Annotated in this window: 13 protein-coding genes and 4 pseudogenes; 7 read left to right on the forward strand and 10 right to left on the reverse strand. The window is 69.2% G+C overall.

Features of this window, described 5'->3' with window-relative positions:
• Positions 1–36: 36 nt before the first annotated feature.
• Together OG609_RS35270 and OG609_RS35275 are read right to left on the reverse strand one after the other, a co-directional pair.
• Positions 37–1,617, reverse strand: coding sequence for an alkaline phosphatase D family protein (locus OG609_RS35270; RefSeq protein WP_327276541.1), 1,581 nt, complete (start codon positions 1,615–1,617; stop codon positions 37–39).
• A 116-nt stretch (positions 1,618–1,733) separates the two neighbouring features.
• Positions 1,734–2,051 (reverse strand): annotated as a pseudogene (locus OG609_RS35275) (PLP-dependent aminotransferase family protein); the annotation flags it as partial.
• 7 nt (positions 2,052–2,058) lie between these two features.
• Between OG609_RS35275 and OG609_RS35280 the strand changes: the two are divergent.
• Positions 2,059–2,690, forward strand: a pseudogene (locus OG609_RS35280) (EamA family transporter); the annotation flags it as partial.
• Positions 2,691–2,702: 12 nt separating this feature from the next.
• Here OG609_RS35280 and OG609_RS35285 read toward each other — a convergent pair.
• Positions 2,703–3,531 (reverse strand): annotated as a pseudogene (locus tag OG609_RS35285) (alpha/beta fold hydrolase); the annotation flags it as partial.
• Between the two features lie 153 nt (positions 3,532–3,684).
• Here OG609_RS35285 and OG609_RS35290 point away from each other — a divergent pair.
• Together OG609_RS35290 and OG609_RS35295 are read left to right on the forward strand one after the other, a co-directional pair.
• Positions 3,685–4,569 carry an RNA polymerase sigma-70 factor gene (locus tag OG609_RS35290; protein ID WP_327276542.1) on the forward strand — a complete coding sequence of 295 codons (885 nt, stop codon included), beginning with the start codon at positions 3,685–3,687 and terminating at the stop codon, positions 4,567–4,569.
• A 364-nt stretch (positions 4,570–4,933) separates the two neighbouring features.
• On the forward strand, positions 4,934–5,701 hold the full coding sequence (locus tag OG609_RS35295; protein WP_327276543.1) for a GntR family transcriptional regulator: 768 nt from the start codon (positions 4,934–4,936) through the stop codon (positions 5,699–5,701).
• A gap of 49 nt (positions 5,702–5,750) precedes the next feature.
• On the opposite strand, the gene OG609_RS35300 is transcribed toward OG609_RS35295, so the two are convergent.
• The 3 genes from OG609_RS35300 to OG609_RS35310 all read right to left on the reverse strand — a co-directional run bounded on the left by OG609_RS35300 (position 5,751) and on the right by OG609_RS35310 (position 8,836).
• Positions 5,751–6,908: an ROK family protein gene (locus OG609_RS35300; protein ID WP_327276544.1), complete on the reverse strand. Its 1,158-nt coding sequence runs from the start codon at positions 6,906–6,908 to the stop codon at positions 5,751–5,753.
• 100 nt (positions 6,909–7,008) lie between these two features.
• Positions 7,009–7,659 carry a response regulator transcription factor gene (locus tag OG609_RS35305; RefSeq protein WP_327276545.1) on the reverse strand — a complete coding sequence of 217 codons (651 nt, stop codon included), beginning with the start codon at positions 7,657–7,659 and terminating at the stop codon, positions 7,009–7,011.
• A 4-nt stretch (positions 7,660–7,663) separates the two neighbouring features.
• Positions 7,664–8,836, reverse strand: a complete 1,173-nt coding sequence (locus OG609_RS35310) for a sensor histidine kinase (RefSeq protein ID WP_327276546.1) — start codon at positions 8,834–8,836, stop codon at positions 7,664–7,666.
• 108 nt (positions 8,837–8,944) lie between these two features.
• Here OG609_RS35310 and OG609_RS35315 point away from each other — a divergent pair, with 108 nt between their 5' ends.
• From OG609_RS35315 to OG609_RS35325, 3 genes are all read left to right on the forward strand, one after another.
• On the forward strand, positions 8,945–9,883 hold the full coding sequence (locus OG609_RS35315; RefSeq protein ID WP_327276547.1) for an ABC transporter ATP-binding protein: 939 nt from the start codon (positions 8,945–8,947) through the stop codon (positions 9,881–9,883).
• A gap of 2 nt (positions 9,884–9,885) precedes the next feature.
• Positions 9,886–10,623 carry an ABC transporter permease gene (locus OG609_RS35320; protein ID WP_327276548.1) on the forward strand — a complete coding sequence of 246 codons (738 nt, stop codon included), beginning with the start codon at positions 9,886–9,888 and terminating at the stop codon, positions 10,621–10,623.
• 99 nt (positions 10,624–10,722) lie between these two features.
• The gene (locus OG609_RS35325; RefSeq protein ID WP_327276549.1) at positions 10,723–11,160 is read left to right on the forward strand and encodes a hypothetical protein; all 438 of its coding nucleotides are present in this window, start codon (positions 10,723–10,725) and stop codon (positions 11,158–11,160) included.
• 229 nt (positions 11,161–11,389) lie between these two features.
• Here the strand turns inward: OG609_RS35325 and mug are convergent, their stop codons facing one another.
• The 3 genes from mug to OG609_RS35340 all read right to left on the reverse strand — a co-directional run bounded on the left by mug (position 11,390) and on the right by OG609_RS35340 (position 14,008).
• Complete coding sequence (gene mug, locus OG609_RS35330) at positions 11,390–11,953, reverse strand: G/U mismatch-specific DNA glycosylase (protein ID WP_327276550.1); 564 nt, start codon at positions 11,951–11,953, stop codon at positions 11,390–11,392.
• A 19-nt stretch (positions 11,954–11,972) separates the two neighbouring features.
• Positions 11,973–13,415: an adenylosuccinate lyase gene (purB, locus tag OG609_RS35335; RefSeq protein WP_327276551.1), complete on the reverse strand. Its 1,443-nt coding sequence runs from the start codon at positions 13,413–13,415 to the stop codon at positions 11,973–11,975.
• 362 nt (positions 13,416–13,777) lie between these two features.
• Positions 13,778–14,008 carry a hypothetical protein gene (locus OG609_RS35340; protein ID WP_327276552.1) on the reverse strand — a complete coding sequence of 77 codons (231 nt, stop codon included), beginning with the start codon at positions 14,006–14,008 and terminating at the stop codon, positions 13,778–13,780.
• Between OG609_RS35340 and OG609_RS35345 the strand changes: the two are divergent.
• Positions 13,973–14,218, forward strand: a pseudogene (locus tag OG609_RS35345) (DUF6907 domain-containing protein); the annotation flags it as partial. The gene OG609_RS35340 and the pseudogene OG609_RS35345 sit on opposite strands and share 36 nt — an antisense overlap.
• Before the next feature lie 139 nt (positions 14,219–14,357).
• Here OG609_RS35345 and OG609_RS35350 read toward each other — a convergent pair.
• Entirely contained in the window at positions 14,358–14,552 is a 195-nt protein-coding gene (locus OG609_RS35350; RefSeq protein WP_327276554.1) for a hypothetical protein, read from the reverse strand.
• Positions 14,553–14,611 lie beyond the last annotated feature (59 nt).

A 14,611-nucleotide genomic window follows, 5' to 3' on the forward strand; every position in this document is an offset into this window, starting at 1 on the left:
TCGACCACTTCCCGGGGCCGACTGTCAGCGTGCCGGTTACTGTCCGATGCGCCCCGGCTGCAACACCTTGCTGAACAGCACGGAACCGCCCTGCGCCCGCAGCCGCACGGTCAACTCGCCGCTGCCGCCGTCGATGTCGACCTCGCCGAAGAACTGCGGAGACTCCATCGGCGACACGTTCGCGCGGTCGGGCGCTCGCACGAAGACCCGGTCGGGACCGAACGTCGCGTCGAGCGCGTTGGCCGGGAACTGACCGGCCGCCAGCGGTCCGGACACGAACTCCCAGAACGGTGCGAAGTCCTTGAACGCCGCGCGCTCGGGCTCGTAGTGCTGCGCCGACGTGTAGTGCACATCGGCCGTCAGCCAGACCGTGCCGGTGATCCGCCGGTGCTTGATGTACCGGAGCAGTTCCGCGATCTGGAGCTCACGGCCGAGCGGGGCTCCGGGATCGCCCTGTGCGACCGCTTCGAAGTCCGTCGCACCGTCGGTGACCACCAGTCCCAGCGGCATGTCCGCGGCAATCACCTTCCACACCGCGCGGGACTGCGACAGCTCGTGCTTGAGCCAGCTGAGCTGCTCGGCGCCGAGGATGCCGGTGGTGTCGTCGGGCTGCCGGCCGGGGGAGTTGGCGTTGCGGAAGGACCGCATGTCGAGGACGAACACATCGAGCAGCGGACCGTGCCGCACCACGCGGTGCATCCGGCCCTCGCCCGACGAGGCATGCAGAGTGGACACCGGGAAGTACTCGCGGAACGCCCGCATCGAACGATCCGCCAGCACATTGACGTTCTTCTCGGTGTAGCGGGAGTCGTCGAGGATCTGCCCGGGATACCAGTTGTTGCGTACCTCGTGGTCGTCCCACTGAACAATCGAAGGCACCTGCGCGTTGAACTCGCGGAGATTGCGATCGAGCAGGTTGTAGCGGAAGTTCCCGCGGTACTCGGCAAGGGTCTCGGCGACCTTCGCCTTCTCCTCCGTGGTGACATTGCGCCAGACACGCCCGTCGGGCAGGGGCACGCTCGGCTCGATCACCCCGTCCGCATAGATGTTGTCGCCGCTGCAGAGGAAGAAGTCCGGGTCGAGGCGGCGCATTTCGTCGTACACCACGTAGCCGCCGATGTCCGGGTTGATGCCCCAGCCCTGGCCCGCGATGTCGCCGGACCACAGGAAGCGCACCCCGTCCCGGCGCCGGGCGGGCGCGGTCCGGAAGGTTCCGTACACCGGTTCGCCGGTGCGGCGGGGGTCTTCAGGGTCGGCGAGCGTCACCCGGTAGTGCACCTGCTCACCCGGCGGCAGCCCGTACAGCGGTGTCGTTCCGGTGAAGTCCGTGGCGGAACCGACCAGCGGACCGTGCCATGTGCGGGCCCGCCGGAAGGACTCCGTCGCCGATGTCTCCACGACCATCCTGGCCGGACGGTCCGACCGGACCCAGACCAGCGCGGACGACGCGGTGACATCGCCCACCTGCACGCCCCAGGCCGCGCGCGGCCTGCCGGACAGTGCGAAGGCGGGGGCCGCGGCGCCCACCACGGGGAGCGCGAGCGCCGCCGACGCGACGAGTGAACCGCGCAGCAGGCCGCGGCGGTCGAGGGACGGAATACGCGGACGGTACGACATCGAGGTGCCTCCGGGGCGGTGGACAGCGGACGAACGGGTGGCTGGTCGACCGACCCCACCCTTGTGCCCGTCGGCGGCGCGCACACCAACCTCGGATGAACACCCGGCCTCGGCCCTCACCGATGTCCGGTCTCGCGTCCCGCCGCCAGCAACCGCACACTCTGCGCGATGTCCTGGGGAGCCAGATGTGCGTAGCCGAGAACCAGGCTCACGGTTCGGTCCGTGGAGGACACGGTGCCGAAGTCGCCCAGTGGCCGCAGGGCCACTCCGGCACCGGTCGCGCGCGCCATGAACACCGGCTCGGGACCGTACCGTTCAGGCAGGTGGGCAATGATGTGCAGACCGGCGGCGATACCGCTCACCTCGGTGCCGGGGAAGTGCTCAGCCAGCGTCGCGGTCAGCGTGTCGCGCCGCTCACGGTAGAAGCGCTGGCAGCCGTCGGTCGGCTTCGGCCTGGCCGTACTCGGAGCGGAACGATCCGCCGAACCCGCCGTTGCAGAGGCGCTCGTGGGCTGCGCCCCGATCCTCGTCGCCGTCCTCGTACCGTTGCTGGACGGCCGTCGCCCGATGCGCGCGGTCCTGTACGCGGCCGCGCTCGTCGCCGCCGGAGCCTTCACCGTTCAGGGGTGGGCCGTACGGATCCCGTGGAAATCCTCTGCTCGGTCGGCGCGCTGTACGGCGAGGTCGGCTTCGCCGCCCTCGCCGTACCGGTGCTGCGCCCGCTGGGACCGAAAGTGCTGTCCGCCACGGATTGCGGCATCACCGCCGCGGAGTCCGTGCTGCTCGGTGTGCTGCTCGACGGCGGGACCGTTCTGTGGATGCCCACACCCGGCGAAGCCACGGCGCTGCTCTGGCAGGCAGCCGTGGTCACTGCCGTCGGCTTCGTCTGCTGGTACATGGGCACGCAGCGCATCGACGCCGAACGCGCCACACTCTTCTCCGGCCCGATCCCGGTCTCCGCCGCGCTCGTCGGCACCGGTTCGTACGGGATCCCGCAGGCCGGCGGCAGCCTTCTGGCCGGGCTGGGTGTGGTGCTCGGCTCGGGCGTCCTGCCTCGGAGTGGCGCGGCGCGGGGTGTCGACTCGGCGGCTGGTATCGAGAATGACGCGCGCCACGAGCGCCGGATCGTCGTTCATCGGAACATGTCCGCAACCGGGCAGCCGTACCAGCCGGGCACCCGGAATGGTGTGCTCGGCCCTGATTCCCTGGCGACGCAGCAGCAGCCGGTCGTGGCTGCCCCAGGCGACGGCCACGGGCAGCCCCGGCACGTCATCGGTGAACGTGACACTCCGCCCGACGGCAAGCGTCTGGCGGAAACCGGTCGCCTCGCGCAGGGCGATGGTCTCCGCGACAACGGCGCTGGGTGAACGGCGGCCGGGCCGGGCGTAGATGGTGCTGGTCAGCGCCGCACGTCCGGCCGCGCTGCGCGAGAGCCGTTCGATCAGCGGCACGGGCATCGACAGCGCGCCCCGTCGCATTGCCCGCAGCGTCCCGAACGCATAGCGCCGCTCGCTCTCCGTCCAGAAACCGGCGGGCGACAGCGCCGCCACCGATCGCACGAGCTTCTCGCGGCCCAGCTCCAGCGCCATCAGACCGCCCAGCGCATTGCCCGCCACATGTGGCCGGTCCAGACCGAGCTCCTCGCAGAACGCTCCGAGCACCGGGACCACGCTCGGCAGGTCCTACGGAACACCGTCGGGCAGCGCCGAGGAGGAGCCGAAACCGGGAAGGTCCACGGCTATCACATCCCGTTCCCACGGCCAGGACGGGCAGCACCGGATCCCAGGCCTGACGGTGGTGGCCGATGCCGTGGAGCAGGAGCAACGGCTCATCGGGACCGGTCCGTTCATACGCGATGGACACGGGGCGAGGCCCGTGAGGTGAGTCGACGCTGAACGAGACCGTGGTGGCCATGCTGGTGCTCCCGGGGTGATCCGGCATGAACGGGCCGTGCCTGAAGGCAACTTAGACGTCTCGTCAACAATGATTACCGCTCGGTAGCTTGCAGTTCGAGAGGCTGGGCGGTTCGTGCTGGACAGTCTGCGGAGTCTCGGCTGGGATGGAGGGGTGACAGCCGACACCGCGACCGACGTCTTCGAGGACCACCGCCCCGTGCTCACCGGGGTTGCCTACCGCATGCTGGGCAGGATCGCCGATGCCGAGGATGTGGTGCAGGAGGCGTGGCTGCGCTGGTCGTCCGCATCGCGTGAGGATGTACGGGAGCCGCGCGCCTTTCTCGTAAGGATCATCACCCGTCTCGCCGTCGACCGGTTGCGGCAGGTGCAGTCGCGGCGCGAGGCGTACGTCGGGCCGTGGTTGCCGGAGCCCCTCGTCACCGACTTCGGGCCTGCCGTGCCCGATACCGCTGAACAGGCAGTTCTCGCCGACTCCGTATCGGTCGCCGTGCTTGTCGTCCTCGAATCGCTGTCGCCGCTGGAGCGGGCTGTCTTCGTCCTGCGTGAAGCGTTCGGCTTCCCGTACGCCGAGATCGCCGCCACCCTGGACCGGACCGAGGCCGCGGTACGGCAACTCGCGGGGCGTGCGCGGCGCCATGTCGAGGAGCGCAAACCGCGCTACGACGTCGACCCGGCCCAGCGCCGTGACCTCACGGAGCGGTTCCTCGCCGCGGCGGCGGGCGGTGACATCGAGGAGCTTCTGGCCCTGCTCGCGCCCGATGTGCGCCTCGTCGGCGACAGTGGCGGAAAGTCCAAGGCGCCGCTGCGGGTCATCGAGAGCGCAGGCAAGGTCGGCCGCTTCCTCATCGCCGTGGCCCACGGCCAGACCCAAGACCTCGACATGCGGTTCCTGGAGCTCAATGGTGCGCCGGGCCTGCTGGCGCTCTCGGGCGGAAAGCCCGATTCCGTCATCCAGGTGGACGTCAGGGACGGGCTCATTCAGTGCGTATATATCGTGCGCAATCCCGACAAGCTCGCCAACCTCGCCGGAGTGTAGCCGGACCTCCCGGCCGCTGGCCGCGCTCCCAACCGTCGCAAGGGCCTCCGGTTTGCCCCGAGGATCCCTCTGCTGTCCCTGCCCCGGTTCTCCCGGATCTTGAAGTCCATTGCATCCCCTGAACTGGGGTGTTGCAACGACCACCAGAACGGAAGGCCCCGGCCGTGGGGCCTTGTGCTGCGGGCGGCTCACAGCGCCACGAACGTCTTGTGAACGCTCTGCGACAGAGGACCGTTCCGCTGCGTGACCGAAGGAGGATTGGTCTTGACCAAGGGTGTGTCCCGTCCTATGGTCTCAACGTTAAGACAGGAACCTTTAATAAATAACGTCGCGGAAAAGCCGCTGGGCGATTGCGGAGGACAGGGTGGGGACCACGCAGCTGGAAACGGTGCAGGAGCCGAAGTACTGGCACCTCAAGACCGTGCTCAGTGAGGCACTCGACTCGGACTTTGCGGTGGGCGAGATCCTGCCCAACGAGCGCGAGCTCGCCGCCCGGTTCGGAGTCGCCCGAGCCACGCTCCGGCAGGCTCTGGAACAGCTCGAACTCGAAGGCAGGCTGCAGCGCCGCCGCGGCGTCGGGACCACCGTCGCCCCGCCGCGCGTCGGTGTCGCCGTCTCCACGGCACAGCGGGACTGGTCCGACGGCGGTGTCGGCGAGGCATGGCAGCCCGTGGACTGCACGACGGCGGTCGCACCGGCACCTGTGGTGGCCGTGCTCGACGTGGACGGCGACGAGCCGGTGCACATCGTCCGCCGGATTCGGGTCACCCACGGTCAGGCGGTCGCGGCGGAACTGCTGTACGTTCCGTCGTCGTCCGTGCCCGAACTCTCCGCGATCGACGCCCCGTCCGGTCCCGCCCGGGCCCGCAGTGTGCTGCGCGAACTGCATCGTCTCGGCCTCGACGGCCAGGACCGTTCGGTGGAGCTCGGTTCGGCGCGCGTGGACGACGCCAAGGAGCTCGACCGGCTTCCCGGCGCCCCTGTTCTCGTCGTCACCACCCGTTATCTCGTGGCGGGCGGTACCGCGGCGCTCTCCGTCGCCACCTACCGGGCCGACACCTGCCGGCTCACCTTCGGTGACTCGGGCGACCTGGAGATCAGCCATCACGGTCAGGAGCGCCAGGCCTCCTGAGCACGACCGGCTCCGCCGGTCTGCCATGTCTGTGTACGGCCCGTCGCACTCAGCGGCGGGCCGTCACCGTTGCCTCCACCGCGAAGAGCTGCTCCTCGACATGGTCGAGAGCCAGCCGCAGAGCGCCCGTGGCCACCGCCGCCTCGCCGAGCAGCGACAGCGTGACCCGCGGCGGCCGAAGGCAGTATCGGGACAGCTCACGGCGGAGCGGATCCAGCACACCGTCCAGCCCCGCGGCCCAGCCGCCGATCACCACAAGCTCTGGGTCCAGCGCCAGCACCAGCGCCGCGACGTCATGCACCAGGCGCTGAATGAACCGCTCGACCGCCGCCTGCGCCCGGACATCGCCATGCCGTGCCTTCGCGAACACGGCGGCGACCGCAGGTTCGTCCAACGGGTCCAATGGCGTGTCCGTCGTCGACAGAAGCTTCTCCGGTGTCGCCTCGCGGCCGAGGAGATGCAGCGCGCCGATCTCCCCCGCCGCACCTCCGAAACCGCGGTGCAGCCGTCCGCCGATCAGCGAACCGGCGCCGGGGCTGAGCCCTGCCAGGACGAACACGATGTCGTCGGACTCGGTGGCCGCCCCCTTCCAGTGCTCCGCGACCGCCGCGGCATTGGCATCGTTCTCCACGAGAACGGGGCAGCGGAAGGAGCGCCTCAGCCGCTCACCCAGCGCCAGACCAGTCCAGTCCGGCAGTGCGGTGCCCAGCCGTACGGTCCCGTCGGCCTCCACGATGCCCGGGCTGCCGACCCCGACCGCACGCAGACTGCTGCGGGCCACACCCGTCCGCCGCAGGACATCGGCGACCACTGCCCTGACCTTGTCGAGCCGGTCGTCGGCGCAGGCCGTTTCCGACACCTCGCGTGAGCCTGCCCCGATGATCCGGCCGTCCAGCCCCGACAGCAGTGCGGAGATCCGATGCGGGCCGATCTCGATGCCGAGCAGATGCCCGGCCTCGGCGCGGAACCGGAACCGGCGGGCCGGTCGCCCCTGACGTCGGGTCTCACCCCCGTCGGGCAAGGACTCCACGACCAGTCCGGCCTCGAAGAGCCCTTCCATGACGCCCTCGACCGTCGGCCGGGACAGACCTGTGATCCGGGTCAGGTCCGTGAGGGTGGGGGAGCCGGCGCCCCGGAGGGCATGCAGCACCACCGCGGAATTGATCCGTCGCAGCAGTGACGGATCCCCACCGGTCAGCCGGCTCACGGTGTGTCCTCCCAGCTCGTGCGCATGTCAGGCGGATGCTACTCGCTGCCCGGGTGCAGGGCGACTGCGGGCCGGAACGGGTATCCAGGGCCGGAGGCCCTCAGCTCGGAGCGACGAACCCGGACTCGTACGCTGCGATCACCGCTTGGGTACGGTCCCTCGCACCCAACTTGGCGAGTACGGCGCTGACATGGGTCTTCACCGTCTCGACACCGACCACGAGCTTGGCAGCGATCTCCGCGTTCGACAGGCCACGGGCCATCAGCCGGAGGACCGCAGCCTCACGCTCGGTCAGCGACGCCCGGTCCATGGCCGCCCGCGCCTTGCTCGTGCCGTAGTCGGCGGCGAGTTGCCGGACCGCCGCCGGGAACAGCAACGACTCGCCCTCTGCGATCAGGCGCACCGCATGCACGATCTCGGCGGGCCGGGCACGCTTGAGGAGAAAACCGTCCGCTCCGGCGCGCAGCGCCTCGTACACGTACTCGTCGTTCTCGAATGTGGTGACCACCAGGATCTTCGGTGGTTCCGGCACGGTCCGCAGCACCACCCGCGTCGCCTCGATGCCATCCATCAGCGGCATCCTGACGTCCATGGCCACCACATCGGGGCGCAGCTGATGCAGCAACGGGATCACTGCGGCGCCATCACCCGCCTCGCCCACCACCTCGATATCGGGCTGAGACTCAAGAACCGCGCGCAGCCCCGCGCGGACGAGGGGTTCGTCGTCGACCAGAAGAACGGTAACCGGCATCAGGTCAGCCTAGGCCGTTCAGCGGAAGACTTGCGTGCACCCTCCATTCGCCGTCATACGGACCTGTCTTGGCCTTTCCGCCCAGCAGCGCGGCCCGCTCGCGGATGCCCCGCAGCCCGCTCCCACCGCCCGGCTTACCCATCGAATCAGTGAGCGGATTAGTCACCTCCATCTCCAGCCGGCCGTTCGTGACGCTGATCCGCACCCGGACGGGAACCGCCCCGGAGTGACGGAGCACATTGGTGAGAGATTCCTGAAGGATGCGGTACCCCTCGCGGGAGACCGCCCCCGGAACCTGCTCCAGCGGACCGGAAACGTCCGCATCGATCTTCGCCCCCGAACCACGCGCGGAGTCCAGGAGCCGGTCCGCTTCCGCGAGGGTCGGCCGCTGCCCCACCGGTGTTCCCGATTCCCGCAGCACCCGCAGAACCCGCTCCAGATCGTCGAGTGCGTCCCTGCCGGTCTCCTCGATCGCGGCCAGTGCCCGCTCGGTGAACTCCGGGTCGCCAGCCGCCCGGGCCGCACCCGCCTGCACGACCGCGACCGTCAACGCGTGCCCGATCGAGTCATGCAGCTCCCGTGCGATGCGATTGCGCTCCAGCAACTGCTCGGTGCGCTCCTCCAGAGCGGTCAACCGCTGCACCGGTGAGGGACCGAGGAGCCGACGGGCGGTCGCAGTGATCAGCTCCCCGCTCGCCGCAACCACGGCAAGCAGTACAAGGATGGGCAAAGGTGCCAGCAGGGCGTACCACCAGCGCGGCACCACTCCGCGGACCAGCCATTCGCCGCTCGGGCCGTCGCCTGCCGTGGCGAGGACGAGATCAACCGTGGTCGCCGGCAGCCACACTGTCGCGAACCCCACGGCGATGCAGAGCAGCAGCCGTATCTCCAGCCACAACACGGTTCGCCGGCGATCCGCCCAAGTGACCGCAGCGCTTGTGGAGATCGCCGCATGGGGGCTGCCCCGCTCGGCAGGCGTGAGCAGGAGCTGTGCCTGGACACCCTCGGCCAGCCGCATGGCGGGCAACAGCCCCACTGGCACAGCAAAGACCATGGGCACCCACGGAGTGGCCGGAGAGATGAACAGCCACACGCTGTAGACCGCACCCGGGATGAGGAGATGCAGCCACCGGGTGTAGGTGACAGATGCGGCGAGCGGGCGGAGAAGGCGGAACATGCTGCCATCGTGTCAGCCCTCACGGGCCCGGCGTCTCCCCTGAGCGGGGGAGACGATCCCCACCTCCGGGGGAGGCCAGGCACCGGGCACGACCGCGAGGCTGAGGACATGACCAGCATCGACGTCCATGAGCTCACAAAGGAATACGGCACGACCCGCGCCGTGGACAGCCTCACGTTCAGCGTGCGACCCGGCCGCGTCACCGGCTTTCTCGGCCCCAACGGTGCCGGGAAGTCCACCACCATGCGACTCATTCTCGGCCTGGACCGGCCCACCAGGGGCACGGCCACGATCGGCGGGCAGCCCTACGCCACGCTCGACGATCCGCTGCGCCGGGTGGGCGCCCTGCTCGATGCCCAGGCCGCCCATGGCTCGCGTACCGCACGGAACCACTTGCTGGCCCTCGCAGTCAGCAACGGCATGGGTGCGCGCAGAGTGGACGAAGTCCTTGAGGAGGCAGGCCTCGGTGTGGTCGGTGGAATGCGTATCCAGAGGTTCTCACTCGGCATGCGGCAGCGGCTGGGCATAGCGGCTGCCCTGCTCGGTGAACCGGAGGTCGTGATGCTGGACGAACCGTCGAACGGGCTGGATCCAGAAGGCATCATCTGGATCCGCGAGCTGATGAAGCGGCTCGCCCGAGAGGGCCGCACGGTCCTGGTCTCCAGCCATCTGATGAACGAGACATCGTCGTTCGCCGACCACCTGGTGATCCTTGGCAGGGGCCGGCTCCTCGCCGACCTGCCGATGCAGGATTTCCTTGACTCCCGCAGCCGGCCCCGGGTGCGGGTGCGCACGACCGAATCCACCCGGCTGCATGATGTCCTGATCCGTAAGGGATATGAGCCTGCGCAGGGTGACGACGGTCGTTGGACCGTCGAGGGCGCGAAGGCCGGGGAGATCGGTGCGATAGCCGCCGCCGAAGGCATTCCCGTCCTTGAACTCATCGACGAGCAGGCCACGTTGGAACAGGCCTACCTCGACCTCACCTCCGACGCCACGGAATTCGCTTCCGCAGCGACCTCATCCACCAACCGTCAGGAGGCCTGACCATGTCGGCCACCGCAGTGCTGCGCTCCGAGTGGATCAAGATCAGATCGGTGCGGTCCGTCACCGGATCCTTGATAGCGGTCCTGCTCGTGACGCTTGCCATCACAGTGCTCGCATTCGCCACCGTCGGCCAGGCCGAGGCGGACAACGCGGACGCCGAGCCGCTCTTCAACGCCTTCTACGCATTGAACTTCGGCCAGATCGCGGCCGTCAGCTTCGGGGCAACCGCGATCTCTTCCGAGTACCTCAACGGCGCCCTGCGGATATCGCTTGCCGCCGTGCCGAGCCGCAATCTCTTCTACGCGGCCAAGATGGCTCTCGTCGGCGCGCCGGCTCTCGTCGTCGGCCTTGTCGCCAGCTTCAGCGCCTTCCTGGTGGGACAGATGTTCATGGGGAAGTACGCGATCGGCCTGGGGGAGCCGGGTGCCCTGCGGGCAGCCTTCGGCGGAGGGATATATCTGGCCCTGATGGCTCTGTTCGCAGCCGGATTGACGGTACTGCTCCGTAGCGCCGTGGCCGTGCTCAGCCTGCTCATTCCGTTCATCCTCATCGTCTCCTTCGTGATCGGAGACGTCGCAGGTGGCGCGGCACAGTATCTGCCCGACCGGGCAGGACAGTTGGTGCTCCACCAGAACCCCGAAGGCAGTCTCGGACCGTGGAGCGGTCTCGCGGTGGCAGCGGCGTGGGCAGCGGCTGCACTGCTGGCAGGCTGGTGCGCGATCCGGCGAAGGGACGCATAGCCCGCTGCCACGTCCTCAAAGATGGAGCAAGACGGCTGAAAGCCCCTCAAAGCTCATGACGCGGAACGGCTTGTCAGTGCCGGGCGGTTTACTAGCGGCATGACCACCGCACATCACCTCCGCCTCATCGACGGGATGCGCACCCGGGAGTTCCCCGCGGAGCGCATCCGGTCAGGCTCGGGAGTCAGCGGGCCCGGCTATCACACAGCGTCCTTGCACGCGGACATCGATCACTGGGACGACGACGAGGTAGGGCGACTGGAGCACCGGGCCCAGTGCCTCGCAGAGCATGACGCGGTACTGACGCTGCTCGTCGGCCGTTGGGGCGAGCCGCAGACGATCAGTCTGTGGAGTACGCAGGAGCGGATGATGGCCGGTGAGGAGATTCCGGAGGCGTGGGCCGAGACGGTTGCGGGCTGCGAGTACCTCCAGCTCTGGCGGATCGAGGACCGATGGGTTGCCATGGGGCTCTACCTGGAGGAGGAAGGCCCCGGTTGCGAGCTGAGCATTGTGGTGACGGAGATAGATCCGCCGTGACAAGAGCAGGCTGCTGCCCGCTGAGACGGAACGCGGCAGCCGTCCGCTGTGTCGGCCCGGGTATCCGCCTTCTGCGGTCGGGCCCTGTCACCAACCCTCCGCGACGGGCAACCCTCCGCGACGGCCCTGCCGCCGCTCACCGTGATGGGCCAGGCACCAGCCCTCTGCCACGGACACAACCACGACCGGACGGCCATCGGCGTCAAGCCGCCGTGCAGGCGCCGGGGTGTCAGGCTCCTTCGGTGGGGCTGACGCCGTCGCATTCGACAGAGGCGCGGAGGCGTCCGTACTCCTCCGCCATCGTCTGAGCGGTCCAGTGGGCGTTCAGGCCGCTGGGGTTGGGCAGGGCCCAGACGCGGGCGCCGCCGACCGTGTGGTCCTGCGGACCGATTCGGGCGGTTCGTTCGCCGAAGGCGGTGCGGTACGCAGTGATCCCCACGACTGCCAGCCACCGCGGTCGCAGCTGCTCGACCTTGGCTGCCAGGATCTGTCCGCCCTCGCGGAACTCCTCGGTGGACAGCTCGTCCGCCCGTGCGGTGGCCCGGGCGACCACATTGGTGATGCCCAGGCCATATCGCAGCAATTCGGTCTGTTCTGCAGGCTTCAGCTGCCGAGGGGTGAAGCCGGACCGGTGGAGTACCGGCCAGAAGCGGTTGCCGGGGTGGGCGAAGTGGTGGCCCGTTGCCCCTGTCATCAGGCTCGGGTTGATCCCGCAGAACAGCACACGCAGGCCGCCCGCGACCACATCGGGAACGGTGCTGTCGCGGGCGGTCTGGAGCTCTTCGGGTGTCATCCGGCTGTGGTGGCGGCCGTCAGAGAATGGAGCCCGGTGTGTATGCGGCGGCCTCGGGGTGCTGCTTGGTGATCTCCTCGATGCGGGAGATCAGCGCGCTGACCTGGTCGCCCGCCGCTCCCGTGAAGGAGAGCTTGTCGGCCATCAGCGCGTCCAGCTGTGCGCGGTCCAGCGGGATGCGCTCGTCGGCGGCCAGCTTGTCGAGCAGCTCGTTGCGCTCGGCGCCCTGCTCGCGCATGGCCAGGGCAGAGGCGACCGCGTTCTCCTTGATCGCCTCGTGGGCGACCTCACGGCCGACACCCGCGCGCACCGCACCCATCAGGACCTTGGTCGTGGCGAGGAACGGGAGGTAGCGGTCCAGCTCGCGGGCGACGACGGCCGGGAACGCCCCGAATTCGTCGAGCACCGTCAGGAAGGTCTCCAGGAGACCGTCGAATGCGAAGAACGCGTCGGGGAGTGCCACGCGGCGGACCACGGAGCAGGACACATCGCCCTCGTTCCACTGGTCGCCGGCCAGCTCGCCGGTCATCGACGCGTAGCCGCGCAGGATGACCATCAGGCCGTTGACGCGCTCGCAGGAGCGGGTGTTCATCTTGTGCGGCATCGCGGAGGAGCCGACCTGACCCGGCTTGAAGCCCTCGGTCACCAGCTCGTGCCCGGCCATCAGACGGATCGTCTTCGCGACCGACGAGGGCGCCGCGGCCAGCTGCACCAGTGCCGTCACCACGTCGTAGTCGAGCGAACGCGGGTAGACCTGACCGACCGATGTGAAGGCCTGAGCGAAACCGAGGTGGCCGGCGATGCGCTGCTCCAGCTCGGCGAGCTTTCCGGCGTCGCCGCCCAGCAGGTCGAGCATGTCCTGGGCCGTGCCCACGGGGCCCTTGATGCCCCGCAGCGGGTAGCGGCCCAGCAGGTCCTCAAGCCGCCCGTAGGCCACCAGCAGCTCGTCCGCCGCGGTCGCGAAGCGCTTGCCGAGCGTGGTCGCTTGCGCGGCGACATTGTGCGAGCGGCCGGCCATGACCAGCTCGCGGTACTCGCCCGCCAGCTTGCCGAGCCGGGCCAGGACCGCCACCGTGCGGTCGCGCATCAGCTCCAGGGAGAGCCGGATCTGAAGCTGTTCCACGTTCTCGGTGAGGTCACGGGAGGTCATGCCCTTGTGGACCTGCTCATGGCCGGCGAGGGCGTTGAACTCCTCGATGCGGGCCTTGACGTCGTGACGGGTGACCTTCTCGCGCTCGGCGATCGAGGCCAGGTCGACCTGGTCGACGACACGTTCGTAATCGGTGAGGGCGGCGTCCGGCACCTCGATCCCGAGGTCCTTCTGAGCGCGCAGCACCGCCAGCCACAGCTGGCGTTCCAGCTTCACCTTCTGCTCGGGGGACCAGAGGACGGCCAGCTCCGTGGAGGCGTAGCGGCCGGCCAGGACATTGGGGATGCGAGGCTTCGCAGACACAGCAGTCACGTGTCCAGAGCTTACCTGTCGTCTTCAGCGGTTCGTGAGCGTCCACAAAGTCCATAAGGTCCAGGTCCGAGGCTCCTGGACCACCGTCTCACACACAGCGTGTGAGACACGCGTGAGACGAAACGGCCCCGGGGCGGTGATTCCAGCACCGCCGGGGCCTTGAGACGAAACCCTTCCGATCAAGGAAACCGAACCCATGCAAGACCGTGGCCGGAGCGCCGAGCTGGGCGGCCTCCTTGCGGCTGTCCTCGAAGCACTTGCCATGTCCGCGCCGGCCACAAGAAGACGTCCGACCGCGTCGGGCACGCCCGGGTCGCCCTGGAGGGGGTCCAACAGGGCGACGATGTTGGTTGGTCTGCGGACTACCTGCGGGCCCGTCGTGCCGAGCACCCCTCCTCCGGGTACTGCCACTGGGGTGCTGCGGGGAAGGGGGCAGGCAGGCCGATGAGCGCGCCGCGCACCGTCATGGTGCCGGCCCTTGACCACGGCCCGGTCACCTCACCTGCCCGGTCTGGTGCACCGGCCACACCGAGCACCCGGTCGAGTGCCGGGTCGCCCCCGTCCACGCCGGCGCCGAGGGCGTCGTGACCCACGACGGCGAACCGCTCCACTTCGCGGAGCTGGTGCAGTACCCGTACGGTCGGTGCGCCCGCCGGCACGTGGGTGTCTACGTCGAGCCGGTCGGGTTCGCCCGGACACTGGCGTCGGCCGAGCTGGACGCGCTGGCCGCGGCGCTCGTCGACCACGCCGCGCACTGCGGGCCCTCGCTCGCCATCTCGGCGCCCTCCGTGCTGCCGAGGTAACCAGTGAAGCGGATCGACGTGGTCACCGCGCTCATGGCCGCGGCCGTGAGTGTCGTCCTCGTCGGTGCCGGGTTCTGGCAGAGCGCGTGGGATGACGAAGCCCCGCCGGATATCCGGCGGGGCTTCGTGGCGCGGCGGGTTACGACGGCGTGCGGCGTTCGGCGCGGGCACCGTTGTACTCCGGCTCTCCGCTTTCGAGCACGTGGAGCAACGAAGCGGTGACGACACGTGTCGTGCGGCCGCTGCGCAGCACGCGGCACGGGAACGCCCCGCGACGAACCAGGTCGTAGCCCTTCGCCCGCGAGAACCCCAACGCCCTGGAAGTCTCCTCCACGCTCCCGGCTCCGCCCCAGGTGGCGCGGATGGGCGAAGGGCTGTACTGAGCCCTTTCCA

This window comes from Streptomyces sp. NBC_01224 (assembly GCF_036002945.1).
Classification (GTDB): Bacteria; Actinomycetota; Actinomycetes; order Streptomycetales; family Streptomycetaceae; genus Streptomyces.